Raw genomic sequence first — 20,153 nt, 5'->3', positions numbered from 1 at the left:
CTGGCACGATGAAGAGCGGCCTCCGGGCGGGGATAGGGTCCCCCGCAGTTCGTACCGCCAATCGTCGCCGCGCAGCGGGGGCCGCACGAGACGCGGCATCTTTTTCAAGGGGGGCGAGGGTGCGCATGGCTGACAAACCGATCACATTCCGCGAGCCGTTGGTTCGGGCGCTGCTCGACGGGCTCAAGACGCAGGATCGGCGGGAGTTGAACCCGCAGCCAACCGAGGTTGACAAAGTCGGGCGTTGGTATCGGATGCCGACCGGCGGTCACAGCCTCAACTGTTACGATCTGCCCTATGTCCTCGGTGATCGGCTATGGGTGCAGGAGGCGTGGCGCAGCTGCGTTTCCCTCGATCATGTTTCGGGGCGCACCATCGGCGAGCGCGCTTCGGAAGCGGGCTACAAATCCCCGTGGGGACCTCTCTTTTACGAGGCAGACGGCACTGTCGCGATGTGGCCAGATTGCGCGTTTACCGACACCGTCGGGCGCCGTCGCGCCTCAATCCACATGCCACGTTGGGCGTCCCGCCTGACATTGATCGTCACCGATGTGCGGGTGCAACGTGTACAGGATATTACGCGGGGCGACGCTATGGCCGAGGGCTGTCCATTCGCGAATATCGCCGGTGAGCTTAGCCCGTGCGAATGGTTTGCCGATCTCTGGGGCGGGCTGCACGGCCCCGACGCATGGGGGGCTAACCCGTGGGTGGCGGCGCTGACCTTTGACATTCGCCGCTGCAACATCGACCGGATGGTCGGCTCCGGCGCCCCTGCAAGGCAGGGTGCGCGCCATGTCTGACCGGATGAGCGCCGCCGATTACCGTGCCCAGCGCGCCGCCGAGGCCGATGTCCCCCGCAACAAGTACGGGGCCGAGCCGGTGGAGGTGGACGGCATCCGCTTCGACAGCAAGCGCGAGGCGCGGCGCTGGCAGGACCTGCGCCTGCGCGAGCAAGCCGGAGAGATCGAGGACCTTCAGCGTCAGGTGGTGCTGATCCTGCACGGCAAGGATGATGTGCTGCGCACCCGCTCCGGACGGCCGATGCGGATCACCGTCGATTTTTCTTATTTCGAGACCGCCACAGGGATCCGCGTTTACGAGGATGCCAAGGGCAAGCCGACGCGCGATTACGAGGTCCGGCGGGCCGTTGCCGCCGCCCAAGGCGTGGAGGTTGTCGAGGTATGACCACCGGCCCCTACGACATCATCGTGATGGACCCGCCCTGGCATTTTTCCAGCAACTCGGCCGCGAAGCCGGGCCGCAACGCCCGCCGGCACTATCCGACGATGCGCGACGACGAGCTGCGCGCGCTGGGCGTGGCCGATCTCGCCGCCCGCCCGTGCCTGCTCTTCATGTGGACGACGGCGCCGATGCTGCGCCGCGCCATCGGCATCCCCGAGGCGTGGGGATTCCGCTACGTGACCGAGCTGGTCTGGCCGAAACAGCGGATCGGCACCGGCTATTGGGCGCGCGGGCAGCACGAGCCCTGCCTGATCTACAAGCGCGGGCGGTTCCCGTGGCCGGGCTTTGCCGTGTTCCCGTCGTCGCTGCTGCAGGGCGAGCAGAGAGAGCACTCGCGCAAGCCCGACACGCTGCAGGCGATGATCGACGGGGTATGGCCCGAGGCGCGCAAGCTCGAGATGTTCGCCCGCCGCGCCCGGCCGGGATGGGCGGCTTGGGGCAACGAGACGGGGAAATTCGATGGCGCAGCGCAATAGCGGGAAATTCCCGGATTACGAGGAATATCCGCAGTCTGTCAGGGAGTTGGCCGAGGTGATCGGGCTTGACCAGGCACTCCACCTGTGCCGGTCGCTGCCGCGCTGCGGATCGCGCCCGTGGCGGGTGGCGGTGTATGTGCCAAAGCGGATGCCGCTCGATCACAAGCTCGTGGCAATCCTCGGCTACAGGGATGCGATGCGCCTCGCCCGCCACTTCGGCGGCGAGGTCCTGCAGCCCTCCAATGGCCGATTCCTCGAAAAGCGGTGGTTTCGCCGGAACGTCTGGCAGTTGCGCGGCCAAGGCATGAGCGCGGCGGAGATCGCCGAGGATACCGACCGCTCCATCGAGGCCGTCAAGGGTGTGCTGCGGGGAAAACCGCCAAAGGGAACCGGGTCCGATGATCGGTAAAGTGGCACCGACAGCAGCGACGACACGCGGGGGCGCAATGTGGGAAACGGTCATCAAGGGGGCGAGCACCGCGCTCTTCACGGCGGCGGTGGCGGTGCTCGAGGCGTATGGCTCGACCCCCTTTGCCGCCGCGCTCGCGGTGTTCGGCGCCGCCCTCGCGATGTTCGAGGCGGAAACGCGGCATTGGGTGACCCGGCTGATGGTGCTGATCTTCAACGCCCTGATCGGCGTTCTCGGCGCGCCGCTCGTGGCCGTGGCGGTGCAGTCGCGGCTCGGGGTCGATGCCCCGGCGGTGCTGGTGCTGGCGTCATTGGCCATCGGCTATCTCGCGCACGATCTGCTGGGCGGCGTCAAGGTGGCGGTGGCCTCGCGGGTGGCGCGCCTGCTGCGGGGGCGCGGATGAGGCGGATGTATCGATCCCAGGGCTGGTATCGGGGCCGTCGCGTCGCCTCGGCGGTGGTCTGGGCCGTGTTGGTGGCATCGGCCCTTGCAATGATGATGGGGGCACACGCACCATGACCACGGTCAGAGAAATCGCCGAAGAGATCGTCGCCCGCGAGGGCGGCTTCGTCAACGATCCCGACGATCCGGGCGGGGCCACGAATTACGGCGTGACGATCGGCACGATGCGCGACCTCGGGCTCGATCTCGACGGCGACGGGGATATCGACGTGGCCGACGTGCGGCGGATGACGCGCGATCGGGCCGTCGATCTCTTCATCGAGCACTACTTCCACAAGCCGCGCATCGATGCCCTGCCCGAGGTGCTGCAAGCCAGCGTATTCGACATGCAGGTCAATGCCGGATCGAACGCGATCAGGATACTGCAGCGCCTCGTGACGCGCATGGGGTTCGACGCCACGGCCGACGGGGTGATCGGCCCGAACACGATCCGGGCGGTTCGCGCGGCGGCCAAGGCCGCGCCCGATCACATCGCCGACGCCTACGCCATCGCGCGGCGCAATTACTACCTGCGCCTGGCCGATGCCCGGCCCACCCTGCGCAAGTTCGCGCGCACGAGGGCGGGCGGCAAGGGCGGCTGGATCCGGCGCGCCGAGGAGTTCATGAGCGCGCGCTACCGGCTCAGCGACAAGGAGTTTCGGGGGAGGGTGATGCAATGGGCTGGCTGAGAACGATCCTCGGGGCCGTGTTCGGCGGCGGGCGTAACGTGATCGCCGAGACGGCCGAGGTCTTCCGGCCCAATGCCGAGGCGGCGGATCAGCGCGCGGCGGACGCGCAAGGTGCGGCGCTGCGGCAGATGGCTGCGGAGTTCGGCTCGGTGCAGGGGCCGTGGGGCCGGTTCGTGGACGGGCTCAACCGCCTGCCGCGACCCGCCATGGCCTTTGGCTGCATCTTCCTCTTCGGCTCGGCGATGCACGACCCCGTGTGGTTCGCGGAGCGGATGCAGGGACTCGCCCTTGTGCCCGAGCCGCTGTGGGCGCTGATGGGCGCGATCGTGGCGTTTTACTTCGGTGCCCGGGAGCTGCACAAGTTCCGGGGCTCGTCGATGCAGAAGGAGGCCGCGCGGATCATCGCACAGGCCCCGGATGTGGCGCGCAACGTGGCCCGCCTGCGCGCCCTGCGCCATGACAGCCCCGGTGCCGCCGATCCGGGCCCCGATGCCGACGCGGCGCTGAGGGCGACGCGCGAGGTCGGGAATCCGGCGATCGAGGATTGGAGGAGCGGATGAGACACCAAATCGGATTCCTTGTCGGGTTGGCCATCATCGGCCTGGTGGCAATCGTGGCTGCGCTGCCCGCTTTCGCGCAGCCCTGCTATCCGCGCGACGCCGTGGCCGAGGGGCTGCGGTCCGAGTATGGCGGGACGCTGCGCATGCGCGCGCTGACCTCCGGCGGTCACCTCGTCGAGCTCTTTGCCGCGCCGTCGGGCACATGGACGCTGATCCTCACACGACCCGACGGGCTGTCCTGCGCGATGGACTCGGGCGAGGCGATCGAGATGGTCGAGCCGGTCGAGGGTGATCCGGCGTCGTGGCGCCCGTCACATCCGGGTGCAGGCCAGCCGGGCGACGCGCGACGCATCGAGGTCAGTGAAAGTCACCGCGCTTTGGTCGACGAATGCCATGGACGAGGCGAGAGGCTCGCCCTGAGCATCGAGCGCGACGCAGCGCATCATCCCGCTGCCCTCGGCGATGTATTCGCACGAGGCGTGCCCGAACATGTCAGTGCAGCGCAGGAACCGCACGCCCTCATCGGCGTCGATGGTGATCTGTTCAGCGTGGGCGACGGTAGCGGCAGCGGCACAGAGAAGGGCGGCGGCGAGACGATATGGCATGGTGTTGCTCCTGCGGTTGCTTTGAGATGTTAGCCGCTCGCCCCGAGGCGGTCAAACGGGGGGTGGGTTTGGGTCCTTCCGGCCGGGGGCGGCCAGCGGGTAACAGGACACCGCGTTCTTTTATTTGTGCGTGGGCGCGCGGAGTTGTTTATTATACCCATGTGCGCAGGTGACCATGTCGGATAAGCACGCCAAGGGCCAAATTCTCAACCGCACCAAAATGGCGGACTCGCTGGGCATCTCGATGCCGACGCTCGACGAGTGGGTGCGGCGCGGCTGTCCGGTGGTAACGCGCGGCGGGCGCGGGCGCTCGTGGCAGTTCAACTCGGCGGCGGTGCGGTCGTGGCGCGATGACGATATCCGCGCGTCGATGCAGGACACCCGGCATGCGACGAACGACGAGCTGCGGCGGCGCAAGCTGCAGGCCGAGACCGAGCAGGCCGAGCTCGACGTCGCGCGTGCCAAGGAGCTGGTCGTGCCGGTCGAGCAGTTCGAGCGCGCGCTCGACAAGGCGTTCGGCGAGGTGCGCGCCGGCCTGCGAAACGTGCTGCCGGGCCGCGCCGCGCGCCGCCTGGTCGGCGAGACCGACGAAACACAAATGAAGGCGGTGCTGCTGGAGGAGATCGACCAGGCGCTTGAGGCCCTGGCCGATGCCGACCTGATCCACGAGGCCGATCTCGACATCGACGAAGGAGACGATCCGGACAGCGAGGACGGCTGATGCCTGTCGAGGTGCTGTCGTTCGACAACGCGTCAGGGCTGGTGCGTGCCGCGCGGCGGGCGCGCCGGTTTCTGCGGCCGCCGCCGAACCTGCGCCCCAGCGAGTGGTCCGAGCGCACCATCCGGATCCCGATCGGCAACGCGGTGCCGGGTCTGATCCGGTTCGACAACGCCCCCTACCAGCGCGAGGTGCTGGACATGACGGCCGATCCGCGCTGCGTGCGGATCACGCTCATGTGGGGGGCTCAGACCGGCAAGACACAGACCGCGCTCTGCGCCCAGGCATACCGGATCGCGCACAACCCGGTCAGCCAGGTCATGATGCAGCCCAGCCAGGGCGATCTGCACACCTGGCTGGAAACCAAGTTCAACCCGCTGGTCGAGACCAACGAGCGGCTGCAGGAGCTGCTGGCCAAGCCGCGCGGCCGCGACGGCGTGAACAACCAGCGCATGAAGAGCTATCCCGGCGGCTTCCTGATGTTTTCGTGGTCGGGCAGCCCCAAGACGATGCGCGGCCGCTCCGCGCCGTTCGTGGTCTGTGACGAGACCGACGGCTACGACCGCACCCACGAAGGGCACCCCGTCAGCCTGCTGTGGCAGCGCGCGGCCACATTCGGGGATCAGCGCATGCTGCTCGAGATCAGCACGCCGTCGATCAAGGGGGCGAGCTGGATCGAGGCGTCATTCCTCGAGGGCGATCAGCGATATTTTCACGTCGGCTGCCCGCATTGCGGCGAGCGCCAGCCGCTGAAATGGGCGCAGGTGACATGGAGCAAGTCCGACGCGGGCGAGCACCTGCCCGAGACCGCCGGGTACACGTGCCGCGAATGCGGCGTGGTGTGGTCGGATGGCGAGCGCGTGGCGGCGATCCGGCGCGGCGCGTGGGTGGCGAGCAAGCCGTTTCGCGGGCACGCAAGCTATCACCTGTCGGAGCTCTACAGCACGTTCCGCCGGCTGCAGGACATCGTGCAGTCGTTCCTCGACAAGAAGGCGGCAGGCGATCTGCAGACCTTCGTGAACGTCTCCCTCGCCGAGACGTGGGAAGAGCAGGGCGACCAGGTCGATGCGTCGAGCCTGATGCAGCGCGTCGAGACCTTCCCGGCCCAGGTGCCGCGCGGCGGCGCGGTGGTGACCGCCGGAATCGACATGCAGATCGACCGCCTCGAGGTCGAGGTGGTGGCGTGGGGGCTGGGCGAAGAGAGCTGGTCGGTCGGGTATCACGTGATCTGGGGCGACCCGATGGGGCAGGATGTCTGGCGCGACCTCGACGATCTGCTGGCCGACACCGTCGTGCACGAGAGCGGCGCGCAGCTGCGCATCAGCGCGGCGTGCCTGGATACCGGCGGCACGGCCGGCATGACGCAGGCGGCCTATGAGTACGTGCGCGCCCGCCGCGGCCACCGCCTGTTCGCGATCAAGGGGCAGGGCGGATGGGGCCGTCCGATCGTCACCAGCCCGAGCCGCAAGCGCTCGGGGCGGCGCGCGCGGCCGGTGGACCTGTTCACCGTCGGCGTCGACGAGGCCAAGGTGGTCGTGCAGCGCCGCCTGCAGATCGCGACGCCGGGCCCGGGCCATTGCCATTTCCCGGCCGACCGCGACCCGGAGTGGTTCGCGGGGCTGGGCGCGGAGACCCTGCGCACCAAGATCATCCGGGGGTTCCCGGTCCGCGAGTGGCACCAGACGCGGCCCCGCAACGAACCGTTCGACTGCCGGGTCTATGCCTACGCCGCGTTGAAGATCCTCAATCCAAACATCCGGCGCGCGCTCGATCGTCTCGACGCCGATGCCGTAGAGCCGGGGCCGGAGGCGGAGGCCAGCGCGCCCGCTGCGGGAAAACCGCCAATGGACCGCGCCGACGCCCCGAAAGACGATGCCGCCAGGCAAAAGCCGCGCCGCCGCAAGAAGCGCTCGCGCGGCGGCGGCTGGGTCAACAACTGGTGAGATCGTGCACTACATCCCCTCTCAGATCACGGCGGGCGTGACGCTCGATCACACCGTCGCGCCCGCCGCCTATCCGGCCTCGGCGGGCTGGACGCTGACGCTGTACCTGCGCGGGCCGCAGTCGATCGACATCGCTGCCACCGCCGATGGCGACGATCACGTTCTGGGTGCCACCGCCACGCAAACCGGCGCATGGCTGGCGGGCCAGTATTGGGCCACGCTGCGGGCCAGCGACGGCGAGACGGTGGCCGAGATCGAGGCGGGGCAGGTGACGATCGCCACCGACCTCGCCCAGGTTGACGGGCTCTATGACGGGCGCGGCCATGCCGAACGCGTGCTGACCGCGATCGAGGCGGTGATCGAGGGGCGCGCGACCAAGGACCAGGAGCGCTACCGGATCAACAATCGCGAGCTGCAGCGCACGCCGCTGGCGGACCTCATGGGGCTGCGCGACAAGTACCGCGCCGAGGTGCGGGCCCAGAAGGCGGCGCGGCGCGGCCAGTCCCTGCTGGGCCGCACCGTGTCGGTGAGGCTCTGACATGCTGGGGATGTTCCGCCGGGGCGCGCCGCAGGCCCGTGAGGCCACCCATGAGGCCCGTGTCGAGCCCAGGCTCGACACCCCTGCCGCCGCACCTGCCGCCGTGTCGGACGAGGCCGTCGGGATGCGCGCCAGTCCTATCCCCCAGGTGCGCCGGAAAACACGTCACCCGAACCTCGCCCGTGCCGCGCTGCGCCATTTCAAGGCGGGGCAACAGGACCGGCTGACCGGATCGTGGGGCACGACACCGCTGACCGCCGACGACATCGTGCGCCGCCATCAGCGCGTGCTGGTCGCGCGGTCGCGCGAGCAATGTGCCAACAACGATTACGCCAGGCACTTTCTCTCGCTGGTACGCCGCAACGTCGTGGGGCCACGCGGCGTGCAGCTGCAGGCGCAGTCGCGCGATCAGGACGGGTCGCTCGACACGCTGGCCAACGATGCAATCGAGCGCGCGTGGCGTGAGTGGTCGCGCGCGGAAAACTGCGACGTGACCGGGCGGCAATCGCTGCGGTCGCTGCAAACCAGCGCGGTGACATCGGCGGCGCGGGACGGCGAGTTCATGTTCCGGATCGTGACGGGTCGCGATGCAGGGCCGTGGGGGATCGCGTTGCAGGTGATCGACCCGCAGCGGTGCGATCCGGACTACCACGAGGACCGGATGCGCAACGGGCATTTCATCCGCCACAGCATCGAGTTCAACCGCTTCGGGCGCCCTCTCGCCTATCACTTTACCACGCTGCACCCCGAGGATGACGTCGACGCCTACACCGTCGGGGGGCGCAGCTTCGTGCGCGTGCCGGCGTCGCAGATCGTGCACGGCTTTTTGCCAGACATGGTGGGCCAAAAGCGCGGCCTGCCCTGGACCGCGACGGCGCTGTGGCGGCTGCAGATGCTGGGCGGTTTCGAGAATGCGGCGCTGGTCAATGCCCGCGTCTCTGCCTCGAAGGGCGGGTTTTTCGAGTGGCAGGAGGGCTATGGCCCTGAGGCCGACGAGGACGAGGAAATCTTCATGGAGGCCGAGCCGGGGCAGTTCCAGGAGCTGCCCGCCGGCGTAAAGTTCAACGCGTGGCAACCCCAATACCCCAGCGGCGAGTTCGGCCCGTTCCAGAAGGCGATGCTGCGCGGGATCGCCTCGGGCCTCGATGTCACCTACGTCAATCTGGCCAACGATCTTGAGGGTGTGAACTTCAGCTCGATCCGCCAGGGCACGCTCGACGAGCGCGAGCACTGGAAGGAAATGCAGGAGTGGCTGGTCGAGTCGATGCTGCACCGGGTGTTCGAGGCGTGGCTGCCGCGCGCCGTGCTGGCCGGGCGCATCCGCGTCAATGGCAACCCGCTGCGCCCCGACCGGCTGGACAAATACCGCGAGGTCGAGTGGCAGCCGCGGCGCTGGGACTGGATCGACCCCAATGCCGACGTCAAGGCGGCGGTGGCGAGCAAGAACAACCTGCTCGCCTCGCCCGGTCAGCTGATCCGCGACCGGGGGCGCGATCCGGACACCGTCTGGAAGGAGATCGGGCGCGACATCGCGGCGATGCGGGACGCGAACATCCCCGACGAATACATACAGATCGCGATGGGCATGCAGCTCGCATCGCAGGGGGACGTGCAAGATATCCAGTTCACGGAAGAAGACGAAGGAGCCAAGGGCGGGCAGGCCGGGGAATAGGGAAAACCGCCAATGGATCGCGCGCGGTGCGCTCCGCATGATCGCGCTGTCCGACAGACCACCACACGCGGAGTGCCAATGCCCCCCGACCATGACATTATCGGCTCGCACCTGACGCGACAGAGGGAACCGGCTCAACCGCCGGATCCGCAAGAGGCTGCGGGCGGCGATCGTCCGGGTCTGATTGGTATGTCGCTTTACCGCGGCCGCCGCCTTGCCTCTGTTCTCGATTCCGCCATCGACCGCGAGGTGGAGCGCCGCGGTGATGATGCAACTCGTGGCGACGTGATCGAGGACATGGGGAGCGAGGCGGGCATATCCGCATCTACCGTTTCTGGCATTTTAGCCGGTGACATCAACTGTCCCCCGGAAGAACGCCTTCGAGGATTCGCACGCGTCTTGCGCGCGGTGGATGTGACGTTCGCCGCCCTCGAAGAGGCCGGGAATGCAGACGGGTGCTCATACGGAGAGGGCGACCGTGCCCGCGCGGTAACGCCCGACCGCATCAACGCGACGGGCGGTGGCCGCGCCGGGCTGTTTCGCCGGTCCAGCGTCCGCCAGGTCGATCTGGAGGCACGCACGGTCGAGCTTGCGTTCTCGTCCGAAGAGCCTGTCGTGCGCTGGTTCGGCGAAGAGGTGCTCGTGCACGACGCGGGCGCGATGCGTACCGACCGGCTCGATGGCGGGCTGCCGGTGCTGGTCAATCACGACTGGGACGATCAGGTCGGTGTGACCGTGTCGTTCGAGGTCGGCAGCGACCGGGTCGGCCGCGCGGTGGCGCGGTTCGGCCGGAGCGCGCGTGCCGACGAGATTTTTCAGGACATCGTGGACGGCATCCGGCGCAGCGTGTCGTTCGGCTACATCGTCCACAAGGTCGAGATCGAGAACCGCGACGGGATGCCCGACCTCGTCCGCGTGACCGATTACGAGCCGTTCGAGATTTCCATCGTCGCGGTCCCGGCGGACATCACCGTCGGGGTTGGGCGCGACGCAACGCCCGACCCGAGCGGGACACCACCCGGCGCGTCCGCGCCACAGCAACGTCAAACACGGAGTCTTGACATGAGGATCATCATCACCCGCGACGCGGACGGCAATCTGGTGCGCGCAAAGGTCGACGACGACGGCAACATCGTCGAGATCGTCGAAACCCTCGAACGCGCAGGCGAGGCCGAGCAGGCCGCCGCGCGGCGCGGTGCCGAGGCCGCCGAACAGCGCGCCCGCACGATCACCGAGATGGGCGAGCAGTACGGCGCGCCTGATCTCGCGCGGCAAGCGGTGCGCGATCGCACCTCGCCCGAGGAGTTCCAGCGCATGCTGCTCGACCACCTCAACAGCAACCGGGGCGGGCAGGCGCTGAACGAAAGCGACAACGCCGACATCGGCATGACCCCGGGCGAGGTGCGCGAATACTCGTTCCTGCGCGCGCTGCGCGCGCTGAGCGACCCGACCAATCGCCGCGCCCAGGAGGCGGCGGCGTTCGAGTTCGAGGCCAGCGCGGCAGCGGCGCAGCGGGCGGGGCGCGAACCCGAGGGGATGCTGGTGCCGGCCGACGTGCTGCGCCGGGCGATCAACACCGACACTTCGGGCACTGCGGCCGGCGACACCGGCGGCTTCTCGGTGGCGACGGATCTGATGTCGCAGAGCTTCATCGACATGCTGCGCAACCGCGCGATCCTGATGCAGCTCGCCACGCCGCTGGGCGGCCTGGTGGGCAACATCGCGATCCCGAGACAGGATTCCGGCTCGGCAGGCTACTGGATCGGCGAGGATGACACCGTGCCCGAGGATGGCTTCGAGCTGGGGCAGATCGGCGCCAACCCGAAGACCGTGGCGGCACGCACCAAGCTGACCCGCCGCCTGCTTATGCAATCGTCGCTCGATGTCGAGCTGCTGACGCGGCGCGACCTGGCCTCGGCGCTGGCGCTGACGATCGATCTTGCGGGCTTTTACGGCACCGGATCGAACAACCAGCCGACCGGCATCAAGAACGTCAACGGCATCAACGCCGTCGATTTCGGCACCGACGGCGCCGGCGCGGGCACCGGCCAGCTTCCGACCTATGCCGAGGTGCTCGAGATGGAGGAAAAGATCGCCACCGATAACGCCGACGTGACATCGATGTCGTGGGCCTTGAACCCGAAAATGCGCGGGCACTTCCGGGGGACCGAAAAGTTCGCGAGCTCGAACGGACAGCCGATCTGGGAGTCGAACAATCAGGTAATCGGCTACAACACCAGCGTGACCAGTCAAATCGCCGATGGCGATCTGTTCTTCGGCAACTTCGCGGACCTGATCATCGCCATGTGGGGCGGGCTCGAGTTGCAGGTCGATCCCTACTCGGAGAGCAGCCAGGCGCGCACCGTGGTGCGGGCGATGCAGGACGTGGACTTCCTCGTCCGGCACCCCGAGAGCTTCTGCTACGGCGCCGACACCACGGCGTAACCGATAACACCGGGGGCCGCGCGGCCCCCGGCCAGCCATGCACAAGGGGAAATTGATTATGGCAAAGAGCTTCTTGCTAAAGGTCACCTCGGCCTTCGTGTGGGGGGGCATCATGCGCACCGCTGGCAGCACCATCACGCTGGCCGAGCGCGACGCGCGCCGCCTGCTCGCGAAGGGCAAGGTGGAGATCGTGACCGAGGCCGACAGCCCGGACGACACGGACGATGCCCCGGCCAAGCGCAAGGCGCCGGCCAAGCGCAAGGCGCCGGCCAAGGGTGACGGTGCGGCCGGAAAAAACCCCGACGGCGGTGGCGACGGCGGCGGCGACGCGCCCGAAGCCTGATCTGGGGGTGAGCCATGCCCCTCGCCCCCGATTGGGAGGACCTCACCGAGTTCTTCGACGCGGACGAGTTCGCGGTTGAGGCGCTGATCGCGCGCCAGTCCGGGGGCACCCTCACGGTGCTGGGGATATTCGACGCGCCGTATCTCAACGCGCAGATCGGCGAGTACGAGATCGACACCGACCAGCCCCGCCTGCTGTGCCGCGCCACCGCCCTGCCGGGCGTGCTGCGCGGCGACACGGTCACCATCGACGGCACCGCCTACGACGTGATGACCGGGCCGCAGCCGGATGGCACCGGCCTTGCCACGCTCGCCCTTGCCCGGAGGCCGGCATGATCGGACTGACCTTTGACCAGGGCGAGATGCAGCGGATCGCGCGCGAGTTCGACGCCAGCGAAAAGGACCTGCGCCGCGCCTACGCCCGCGCCCTGTCGCGCACTGCGCGCAAGATGCGGACGCAGGCGCGCAAGGCGCTGCGCGAGGGGCTCGACCTGCGCGCCGCCTCGATCCTCAAGGCGCGGCTGCGGCTGGCCAGGATGCGCCCGCGCGGGAAAAAGATCGGCGCGGCGCGGCTGTGGGTCGGGGCCAACGACCTGCCCGCCACCGCGTTCAAGGGCCGTCCGCGCCAGACCGCCACCGGCGCGCGCGTCGGGGGCCGCGAGTTTCCGGGGGCGTTTGTCGGCACGAGCGCGGACAGCGGCAAGCGCATGGTGTTTCGCCGCGCGGGCCGGTCGCGCCTGCCGATATTCCGCGAGACGGTGCCGGTGCAGGACGAGGTCAACGCGGTGCTGGAAGGCGAGGTGTTCGACGACATGGCCGATGCGTTCATGGCCGCGTTCCGCGCCGAGGTCCGGGCGCGCACGATTTACGGAGTGGGGTGAGAGATGGCGCAGACAGAGACACGGGAATTCGGGCACCTGATCGGCGAATATGTCGTCAGCGTGCAGGCCAATGGCGGCACGGTGGAGGTGCAGATCGAGCACGCGCCGGGCGTGTGGATCACCTCCGACACGATCGCGGCCGACGGGGCGTTCACGGTGCTGTTCGGCGGCGGCACGCTGCGCTTTGTGCCGTCGGGCGGCGCGACGTACGAGGTGCACGCATGAGCATTCTGAGGGCGGGCGTCCGGGCGCGGCAGAGCCTTGTCGGCGATCATGCGCGGCGGGGGCTGGTCGGCCTGGGCATACCGGAGATCGCGGTCACGGCCCTCTTCGCCAACTCCGAACCCGGCGCATGGTATGACCCTTCCGACCTAAGCACGCTGTTTCAGGACAGCGCAGGCACCACGCCGGTCACGTCGCACGGCGATCCGGTGGGGCGGGTGCTGGACAAGAGCGGCAATGGCAACCACGCCACGCAGGCGGTTTCTGCGTCCCGGCCCGTGTATCAGACCGACGACACTCTGCGCTGGCTGAAATTCGACGGGGTGGACGACTTTCTCGAAACCCCCATCATCACGCCGAGTACGGACAAGGTGCAGGTGTTTTCCGGGGTGGACGTGATCAGCCTGTCTGTGGCGGAAATTTCCATGCTGATGGAAATAGGAAGCACAGGCTTCAACGCCGTGAACATGCAGGTGCCCACAAATGTGAACGGCGAGGTGCGGTTTTCGGCGTCCGATAGTAGTGTAGTTTACCTCTCCGAAACCAACGGCGTGGCCGCGCCGCTCGCGGCGGTGATTGCGGGACTGGGCGATCTGGACGGAAACCCGCAAGCCAGACACCGCATCAATCAGGGCGCATATGCAACCGCAGGGACGGGCGGCACAACGGCGAACATCGCCGCAAACGAAATGTTCGTCGGGGCGCAGGGGGGTTTCACCCGGTATTGGGCCGGCGACCTCTACAGCCTCGTTGTCCGCTTTGGCCCGAACCTCACCACACAGCAAATCGAGCGCGCCGAGCAGTTCGTCGCGGGCAAGACGGGGGTAACGCTATGACCGATTACATCCGCCGTGCGACGATCGTCTGCGACAAGGCGGGCATCCCCGACGCCAACCAACTCGCCCTCGTCCTCGGGGAGAGCGCAGCCGACGACCGGACGTTCCGCGCCGCCCGGTATCAGGACACCTCGGGCAATCTCTACGCCGCGTCCAGCACGGTCGCGACGGGCAATTTCGAGGTCAAGGCCGCGTCCCCCCTGATCGCCCCGCCGCACGCCCCCGACGCCGATCTCGCGGCGGCATCCCGCGCCCAAGCCACTATTTACATCCATGGAGTCAACGGCACAGAGGGGGCCGTGCCGGGGCGGCTGTGGGTCATGCTCGCCCCGGCGTCCGCCAGCGCCGCCGAGGCCCTGTCGCTGGCCGGCGTAGCACCCGTGCCGCCGGTCAACATCAACAGCCCCGACGCGGCGGAAATCGAGCGGCTGGACGGTGTGGGGCCGTCGCTGTCGCAGGCCATCATCGACGGGCAGCCGTGGGCCGACCCGGCGAAACTTTCGCAGATCGACGGTATCAGCGATGCGATGGTGGCGGGCTGGCAGGCGGGGCCGGGAGTGATGGTGTGACCACGCTCATCTGGATCGCCTTCGCCGCCGCGCAGCTTGCCGACGTGCTGACCACCCGGCGGTTTCTCGCACTCGGCATCCGCGAGGCCAGCCCGTGGTGGCGGTGGGTGCAGGCGCACCTTGGCTGGTGGTGGTGGGTGCCGCGCCTTGTCGTGGCCTGGGCGCTGGCCGGTGGCCTGCAATGGTGGGCCGGTTCCGTGGTGCTGGTGGCCGTGATGGCCGTGGCGATCGGTGGGGTGGCGGTCTGGAACTGGCGGCAGATCGGGCGGCGGGGATGATGGGCCCCGACACCGAAATCTCGCTCGGCGCGCTGCACCAGGCGATCATCGACGCCGTTGCGGCGCAGTTTCCCGATCTCGCCACGGTCGGGGATTACCGCGAGGACCGCGCGGCCCTGCCGCTGCCCGCCGTGCTGATCGAGATGGCCGACCTCGAGGGCGCGCCGGACGAGGATCCCGGCACCGGCCAGCTTGCCATGGTGGCGCGGTTCGACGCGCGGGTGATCATCGGGTTCCGCACCGCCGCCGCCGAGCGCGAAATCCGCAAGCTGGCGGGCGCGCTGGGCGCGTTTGCGCATCTCAACCGCTGGGGCCTGCCGGTCGCGCCCGCCGAGGTGCTGAGCGCCGGGCCGGACGACTTTGCCCCCGAGCTGGACCAGTACGTCGTCTGGCGCGTCGAGTGGGCGCAGGTGATCCACCTCGGCACCTCGGTCTGGGTCAATGACGGCACGATCCCGGCGCGGGTGCTCTACAGCGTCGCGCCCGAGATCGGCCCGGCTCACGAGGACGATTACCGCGACGTGACGGAGGCGCTATGAGCTGGCCGCAGGCGGATCAGGAGCGGCGCATCGCGGGGCTGGTGCGCATCGGCCACGTGATCGATGTCGATCCGGCGCAGGCGCTGGCCCGCGTCAGCCTGGGCGGCGCGGCCGAGACCGACTGGCTGCCCTGGACGGCGGCGCGGGCCGGTGTCATCTCGGACTGGGCGCCGCTGCAGGTGGGCGAGCAGGTCGTGGTCGCCTCGCCCGGCGGGGAGAGCAATCAGGGCGTGATCATCGGGTCGCTGTTCAGCGCCGCCAACGGGCAGGCTGCCACTGACGGCGGCACCTGGCGCGTCGAGCTGGGCGGCACGTCGTTGACCATGACCGCCGACAGCCTGACATTCGAGAGCAACGGCTCGACCCTCGTGCTCGACTCGGCGGGCGTGCGCGTCACCGGCGCCGCGATCGAGCTCAACTGATGCCGGGCGTGGCGCGGATCACCCAGGACAGTGCAGGCGGCACGATCGTGGGCGACCTGGTGCCGACGGTCAAGGTCAACGGCACGGCTGTGGCGGTGGTCGGTGCGGCGGTCGCGTCGCACGGCAAGGCCCCCCATGCCGCGCCGGTGATGGCCGAGGGCAGCGGCACCGTGACGGCGGGCGGAATCGCGCTGTGCCGCGAGGGCGACGCGGCAAGCTGCGGCCACGTGGCCACCGGCTCGGGCGACGTGTCCGCGGGCTGAGGCGCGGGAAAACCGCCAATGGATCGCGCACGGGCTGCGCCACAGTATCCGCGCCATGAACGGGATCGACGCCACCACCGGCAAACGCCTCTCCGGGCTGGACCATCTGCGCCAGTCCATCCGCGACATCCTGACCACCCCCATCGGCACCCGCGTGATGCGCCGCGATTACGGCTCGCGGCTCTACCAGATCGTCGATGCGCCGCTCAACGCCGCCACCCGGCTGGACCTGTTCACCGCGACCGCCGAGGCGCTGGCCACCTGGGAGCCGCGCATCGAGGTCGATGAGGTCAGCGCCACGCAGCCCGCGGCGGGCCGCGTCCTGATCTCGCTGATCGGCACCTACCTGCCCGACGGGCAGCGCGTGACGCTCGACGGCATCGAGGTCAGCTGATGGCAGGGTCATTCACCGCCGTCGATCTGACGCAGCTCGCCCCGCCCGACATCGTGCAGGAGATCGATTTCGAGCAGGTGCTCGCCGCGATGCTCGCCGATCTGCGCGCCCGCGATCCCGATTTCGACGCGCTGGTCGAGAGCGACCCGGCGTTCAAACTGCTCGAGGTGGCGGCGTGGCGCGAAACGCTGCTGCGTCAGCGCATCAACGAAGCGGCGCAGGCGGTGATGCTGGCCTACGCGGCGGGCCCGGACCTCGACCAGATCGGAGCCAATTACAGCGTCGCGCGGCTGGTGCTCGATCCCGGCGACCCCGACGCGCTACCGCCCGTGCCGCCGACACTCGAGAGCGATTCCGATTTCCGGCGGCGCATTCAGCTTTCGCCCGAGGGGCTGACCACGGCCGGCAGCCGGGGCAGCTACGAGTTTCACGCGCTGGGCGCGGACCCGGATGTGCTCGACGCGCAGGCGGTCAGCCCGGCAGCGGGCGAGGTCACGGTCTACGTCCTGTCGCGCAGCGGCGACGGCACCGCTAGCACCGACCTGGTCGAGGCGGTGCAGGCCGTGCTCTCGGGCGATACGATCCGCCCGATGACCGACCAGGTGACGGTCACGTCCGTGGCGATCACGACCTACACGATCGAGGCCGCGCTCACGCTCTTTCCCGGCCCCGACGCCGAGGTGGTGCGGCAGTCCGCCCTGGCCGAGGCGCAGGCCTATGCCGCGCGCCAGCACAGGCTGGGCTACGACGTCACGCTGTCGGGCATCTACGCCGCGCTGCACCAGCCCGGCGTGCAGAACGTTGCGCTGACCTCTCCGGCGGCCGACATCGTGATGGGCGACGGTCAGGCGGCGTTCGTCAGCGCCGTCACCGTGACGGTCGGAGGCACCGATGTTTGATCTGCGCGACACACTCGGCACATGGATCGCCGCTTTCGAGGATCATGACGAAGCGTGCCCGTTCCTGGAATGGGCGCAGCAGCATCTCGACGAGCCGGTTACGGTGATCGCAACCGCGCCTGCCGGGATCATTCTCGCGGCGCCGATGAGGGCGCTGGCGGACATGCGCAACCTGTTTGGACCGGAGGAAGCTGTTTGGTTCGCAGACCTGATCGAAACAAACACCCACAGCCGCGCAATCGCCCGCTGGGCCCGGGCACGGGCCAATGACTGATTTTCCGGTGCCGCTGCAGGTCCGCAGCCAGGGCGGCTGGACGGAATCAGACCGCTTCAGCGACGTCTTTCTGAGCGATTTTGACGATCCGGATGCAGTGTTCGGCGGTGCAATTGTTGAAGAACTCGTGGCGTCTGGCGGGGTCACGTCTGACCTCGTGCTGGTGCCGCGTCTTTCTTCAGACAGCTTTTACGACAGCCCTGTGCAGGGCGTCACCCTGATCCTCACGGTGGTCAAGTCAGCTTATATTGTCGCGGAGCGGCTGCAGCTCGTGTCGGGCGTCGGGGCGAGCGCCGATCACGTCGGGTTGTCATGGGGAGAACTGCCGCCGGGTGTATTTCGTAAAGACCTGATCCTCGGCGGGCCTGAGAATATGCTGGGGCTCCCGGCGGGGACTCCCGCGCGGGACGTGCTGAACGGCTTGCAGCTAATTATTTCCGCCGCCAATATTTCGCCGAAATCGCCGAAATACGCGTCGGTATTTAACGCGCGGCTGATTCTGCATCTCGGGGTGGGCGAGCAGCCATCGCTGTTGCCCCCGAACGCCACACCGCAGGAGCGCGCCATCGAGGCCGCGACCGGCCGCGCGCCCGCCGTCGCGGTGCGCAGCGTCTGGGACCCGGACACCTGCCCCGCCAACGTCCTGCCATGGCTCGCCTGGGCGCTGTCGGTCGATCAGTGGGATCCCGACTGGCCCGAGGGACAAAAGCGCGACGTGATCCGCACGGCCATCGCGATCCAGCGGCAAAAGGGCACGGCGGGCGCGGTGCGCGACGCGCTGGGCGCGCTGGCCATCGACGCGCGCGTGGTCGAGTGGCACCGCGCGCAGGTGCCGGGCGCGCCCTACACCTACCGCCTGGTGATCGAGACCGGCCCCGACGCGCCGGTCACGTCGCTCGCCGCGATCGAGCGCGCCCTCGCGACCGTCGATCGTGTCAAGTCGCTGCGCTCGCATCTCGATACCGTGCAGGTTGTCGCCTGTTCGACCGGCGGCCCGAGGGTCGGCGCGGCGGCGGTGACGGGGCACGAGATCGTCGTGGCCTATGGCGGCCAGATTGTCTGAGGAGAGGACACCATGAACTTCGCAACGATCCACACCACCGCCGGCCTGCAGGCGATGTACGATGCCGACCAGGCGTCGGTTGCCGTCAGCCTCACGCACATGGCCGTGGGCGATGGCGGCGGCGCACCCGTCACGCCCGACGAGGCGCAGGTCGCGCTGGTGGGTGAGGTTTACCGCGCCACGATCAACCGGATATTCAAGCCCGACGCGCAGGGCGCGCCGGCGCGCTTCTCGGCCGAGCTGGTCGTGCCCGCGACCGAGGGCGGATTCGTGATGCGCGAGGTCGGCGTGTTTACCGACGACGGCACGCTCTTCGCGGTCGGGAACCTGCCCGAGACCTACAAGCCGGAGGTGGCGGAGGGCAGCTATGCCGACACGCTGGTGCGCGTCGAGTTCGAGGCCACCAACGCCGACACCGTGACGCTGATCCTCGACCCCAACGTGACGATGGCGACCCAGAATTGGGTGGTCACCAACATGACCGCCGCCACGATCATCCCCGGCGGCACGACGCAGCAGGTGCTGACCAAGGCCAGCAACGCCGACGGCGATTATGTCTGGGCCGACCCGACCGATGCCAACATCGTCGTCAACACCGTCGAGGAGGATCAGGTGCTGGCCGATGCGCAGACCGTGGTCAACCTGTCGATCGTGACCACCTTCGGCCTCGCCGTCTATATCGACGGCAAGCGTCTGTCGCAGGGCATCGAGGCCGACGAGTGGCAGCCAGACCCGGTGGACGAGACGGTGCTCACGCTGGGGCAGTCCTACACGGCCGGCACCGAGATCATCCTCGTGCAAAACGAGCCCGCCGCCAACTTTCCGGCCGCGCTGCTGCGCGACGCCAACCTCGCGGACGTGCCCGACAAGCCGCTCGCCCGCGACAATCTGGGCGTGCCGAGCCTGACCGATCTGCAAAACGCTGTGCCCGCCGGGGCGGTGATGTATTTCGCCCGCGCCACCGCGCCTTCCGGGTGGCTGATCGCCGACGGCCGCGCCGTGAGCCGCACCACCTATTCCGGACTGTTCAACGCCGTCGGCACGCTCTTCGGGGCGGGCAACGGTGTGGATACCTTCAACCTGCCGGACCTGCGCGGCGAGTTTCTGCGCGGGCACGATCAGGGCCGGGGCGTCGACGACGGCCGCGCGCTGGGCACGGCGCAGGGCGCGGCCACGAACAGGGTCTCGGCGCTCCGGATTGCCGGCGAGACAAATATCAGCGACACGATTCCCGGCGACGGATCGTGGAGCGCGGGCCTCGATGTCGGCGAGGCCGGCAATCCCCCTGTGCCGATGCAGGCGCGCACGACCGGCGACGAGACCCGTCCGCGCAACGTTGCGCTGCTGGCCTGCATCAAGGCCTGACGGGCGCGCCGCGCCAAAGGGAAAACCGCCAATGGATCGCCGCCGGGGGGCCGCGCATCATCCCGCCT

The 20,153-nt window shown here is 68.7% G+C and carries 28 protein-coding genes; all 28 read left to right on the top strand.

Annotation, left to right across the window (positions count from 1 at the left end):
• Window positions 1-125 precede the first annotated feature (125 nt).
• The 28 genes from ACFFU4_RS07250 to ACFFU4_RS07115 all read left to right on the top strand — a co-directional run bounded on the left by ACFFU4_RS07250 (window position 126) and on the right by ACFFU4_RS07115 (window position 20,085).
• On the top strand, window positions 126-800 hold the full coding sequence (locus ACFFU4_RS07250; RefSeq protein WP_377068568.1) for a hypothetical protein: 675 nt from the start codon (window positions 126-128) through the stop codon (window positions 798-800).
• Entirely contained in the window at window positions 793-1,185 is a 393-nt protein-coding gene (locus ACFFU4_RS07245) for a DUF1064 domain-containing protein (protein WP_377068566.1), read from the top strand. Before ACFFU4_RS07250 ends, ACFFU4_RS07245 begins: the two co-directional genes overlap by 8 nt.
• Window positions 1,182-1,718 carry an MT-A70 family methyltransferase gene (locus ACFFU4_RS07240; protein WP_377068564.1) on the top strand — a complete coding sequence of 179 codons (537 nt, stop codon included), beginning with the start codon at window positions 1,182-1,184 and terminating at the stop codon, window positions 1,716-1,718. The genes ACFFU4_RS07245 and ACFFU4_RS07240 overlap by 4 nt, the downstream gene beginning before the upstream one ends.
• Window positions 1,702-2,127, top strand: a complete 426-nt coding sequence (locus ACFFU4_RS07235) for a hypothetical protein (RefSeq protein ID WP_377068562.1) — start codon at window positions 1,702-1,704, stop codon at window positions 2,125-2,127. Before ACFFU4_RS07240 ends, ACFFU4_RS07235 begins: the two co-directional genes overlap by 17 nt.
• 37 nt (window positions 2,128-2,164) lie before the next feature.
• The gene (locus tag ACFFU4_RS07230; RefSeq protein ID WP_377068561.1) at window positions 2,165-2,530 is read left to right on the top strand and encodes a hypothetical protein; all 366 of its coding nucleotides are present in this window, start codon (window positions 2,165-2,167) and stop codon (window positions 2,528-2,530) included.
• Window positions 2,531-2,642: 112 nt separating this feature from the next.
• Complete coding sequence (locus ACFFU4_RS07225; protein WP_377068560.1) at window positions 2,643-3,257, top strand: holin-associated N-acetylmuramidase; 615 nt, start codon at window positions 2,643-2,645, stop codon at window positions 3,255-3,257.
• A complete protein-coding gene (locus tag ACFFU4_RS07220) occupies window positions 3,245-3,817 on the top strand; it encodes a holin family protein (protein WP_377068558.1) in 573 nt (190 codons plus the stop codon). The genes ACFFU4_RS07225 and ACFFU4_RS07220 overlap by 13 nt, the downstream gene beginning before the upstream one ends.
• Complete coding sequence (locus ACFFU4_RS07215) at window positions 3,814-4,455, top strand: hypothetical protein (RefSeq protein WP_377068556.1); 642 nt, start codon at window positions 3,814-3,816, stop codon at window positions 4,453-4,455. Before ACFFU4_RS07220 ends, ACFFU4_RS07215 begins: the two co-directional genes overlap by 4 nt.
• A gap of 142 nt (window positions 4,456-4,597) precedes the next feature.
• Entirely contained in the window at window positions 4,598-5,143 is a 546-nt protein-coding gene (locus ACFFU4_RS07210) for a terminase small subunit (RefSeq protein WP_377068554.1), read from the top strand.
• Window positions 5,143-7,083, top strand: coding sequence for a phage terminase large subunit family protein (locus tag ACFFU4_RS07205; RefSeq protein WP_377068552.1), 1,941 nt, complete (start codon window positions 5,143-5,145; stop codon window positions 7,081-7,083). Before ACFFU4_RS07210 ends, ACFFU4_RS07205 begins: the two co-directional genes overlap by 1 nt.
• A gap of 4 nt (window positions 7,084-7,087) precedes the next feature.
• Complete coding sequence (locus ACFFU4_RS07200) at window positions 7,088-7,621, top strand: hypothetical protein (RefSeq protein ID WP_377068550.1); 534 nt, start codon at window positions 7,088-7,090, stop codon at window positions 7,619-7,621.
• Between the two features lies 1 nt (window position 7,622).
• Window positions 7,623-9,293, top strand: coding sequence for a phage portal protein (locus ACFFU4_RS07195; RefSeq protein WP_377068548.1), 1,671 nt, complete (start codon window positions 7,623-7,625; stop codon window positions 9,291-9,293).
• Window positions 9,294-9,482: 189 nt separating this feature from the next.
• Complete coding sequence (locus tag ACFFU4_RS07190; protein ID WP_377068546.1) at window positions 9,483-11,738, top strand: phage major capsid protein; 2,256 nt, start codon at window positions 9,483-9,485, stop codon at window positions 11,736-11,738.
• 58 nt (window positions 11,739-11,796) lie between these two features.
• Window positions 11,797-12,081 carry a hypothetical protein gene (locus ACFFU4_RS07185; RefSeq protein WP_377068544.1) on the top strand — a complete coding sequence of 95 codons (285 nt, stop codon included), beginning with the start codon at window positions 11,797-11,799 and terminating at the stop codon, window positions 12,079-12,081.
• A 14-nt stretch (window positions 12,082-12,095) separates the two neighbouring features.
• A complete protein-coding gene (locus ACFFU4_RS07180; RefSeq protein WP_377068542.1) occupies window positions 12,096-12,416 on the top strand; it encodes a head-tail joining protein in 321 nt (106 codons plus the stop codon).
• Complete coding sequence (locus ACFFU4_RS07175; RefSeq protein WP_377068540.1) at window positions 12,413-12,961, top strand: phage tail protein; 549 nt, start codon at window positions 12,413-12,415, stop codon at window positions 12,959-12,961. Before ACFFU4_RS07180 ends, ACFFU4_RS07175 begins: the two co-directional genes overlap by 4 nt.
• A 3-nt stretch (window positions 12,962-12,964) precedes the next feature.
• Entirely contained in the window at window positions 12,965-13,186 is a 222-nt protein-coding gene (locus tag ACFFU4_RS07170) for a hypothetical protein (protein ID WP_377068538.1), read from the top strand.
• The gene (locus ACFFU4_RS07165; protein WP_377068536.1) at window positions 13,183-14,019 is read left to right on the top strand and encodes a hypothetical protein; all 837 of its coding nucleotides are present in this window, start codon (window positions 13,183-13,185) and stop codon (window positions 14,017-14,019) included. The genes ACFFU4_RS07170 and ACFFU4_RS07165 overlap by 4 nt, the downstream gene beginning before the upstream one ends.
• Window positions 14,016-14,588, top strand: coding sequence for a ComEA family DNA-binding protein (locus ACFFU4_RS07160; protein WP_377068534.1), 573 nt, complete (start codon window positions 14,016-14,018; stop codon window positions 14,586-14,588). Before ACFFU4_RS07165 ends, ACFFU4_RS07160 begins: the two co-directional genes overlap by 4 nt.
• The gene (locus ACFFU4_RS07155; RefSeq protein ID WP_377068532.1) at window positions 14,585-14,866 is read left to right on the top strand and encodes a hypothetical protein; all 282 of its coding nucleotides are present in this window, start codon (window positions 14,585-14,587) and stop codon (window positions 14,864-14,866) included. Before ACFFU4_RS07160 ends, ACFFU4_RS07155 begins: the two co-directional genes overlap by 4 nt.
• The gene (locus ACFFU4_RS07150; protein WP_377068530.1) at window positions 14,863-15,405 is read left to right on the top strand and encodes a hypothetical protein; all 543 of its coding nucleotides are present in this window, start codon (window positions 14,863-14,865) and stop codon (window positions 15,403-15,405) included. The genes ACFFU4_RS07155 and ACFFU4_RS07150 overlap by 4 nt, the downstream gene beginning before the upstream one ends.
• Entirely contained in the window at window positions 15,402-15,827 is a 426-nt protein-coding gene (locus tag ACFFU4_RS07145; protein WP_377068528.1) for a phage baseplate assembly protein V, read from the top strand. The genes ACFFU4_RS07150 and ACFFU4_RS07145 overlap by 4 nt, the downstream gene beginning before the upstream one ends.
• Window positions 15,828-15,835: 8 nt before the next feature.
• The gene (locus ACFFU4_RS07140) at window positions 15,836-16,090 is read left to right on the top strand and encodes a PAAR domain-containing protein (protein ID WP_377068526.1); all 255 of its coding nucleotides are present in this window, start codon (window positions 15,836-15,838) and stop codon (window positions 16,088-16,090) included.
• Window positions 16,091-16,145: 55 nt separating this feature from the next.
• Window positions 16,146-16,484, top strand: coding sequence for a GPW/gp25 family protein (locus tag ACFFU4_RS07135; RefSeq protein WP_377068524.1), 339 nt, complete (start codon window positions 16,146-16,148; stop codon window positions 16,482-16,484).
• On the top strand, window positions 16,484-17,383 hold the full coding sequence (locus ACFFU4_RS07130; protein WP_377068522.1) for a baseplate assembly protein: 900 nt from the start codon (window positions 16,484-16,486) through the stop codon (window positions 17,381-17,383). Before ACFFU4_RS07135 ends, ACFFU4_RS07130 begins: the two co-directional genes overlap by 1 nt.
• Window positions 17,376-17,657 (top strand): hypothetical protein, encoded by a 282-nt coding sequence (locus ACFFU4_RS07125; RefSeq protein ID WP_377068520.1) that lies wholly within the window; start codon window positions 17,376-17,378, stop codon window positions 17,655-17,657. The genes ACFFU4_RS07130 and ACFFU4_RS07125 overlap by 8 nt, the downstream gene beginning before the upstream one ends.
• A complete protein-coding gene (locus ACFFU4_RS07120; protein ID WP_377068518.1) occupies window positions 17,650-18,720 on the top strand; it encodes a phage tail protein I in 1,071 nt (356 codons plus the stop codon). The genes ACFFU4_RS07125 and ACFFU4_RS07120 overlap by 8 nt, the downstream gene beginning before the upstream one ends.
• A gap of 12 nt (window positions 18,721-18,732) precedes the next feature.
• Window positions 18,733-20,085: a phage tail-collar fiber domain-containing protein gene (locus tag ACFFU4_RS07115; RefSeq protein ID WP_377068516.1), complete on the top strand. Its 1,353-nt coding sequence runs from the start codon at window positions 18,733-18,735 to the stop codon at window positions 20,083-20,085.
• Window positions 20,086-20,153 lie beyond the last annotated feature (68 nt).

Origin of the sequence: Roseovarius ramblicola (genome assembly GCF_042430665.1) — a bacterium.
GTDB classification, from domain to species: Bacteria; Pseudomonadota; Alphaproteobacteria; order Rhodobacterales; family Rhodobacteraceae; genus Roseovarius; species Roseovarius ramblicola.
This window is presented reverse-complemented; position numbering and strand designations above follow the sequence as displayed.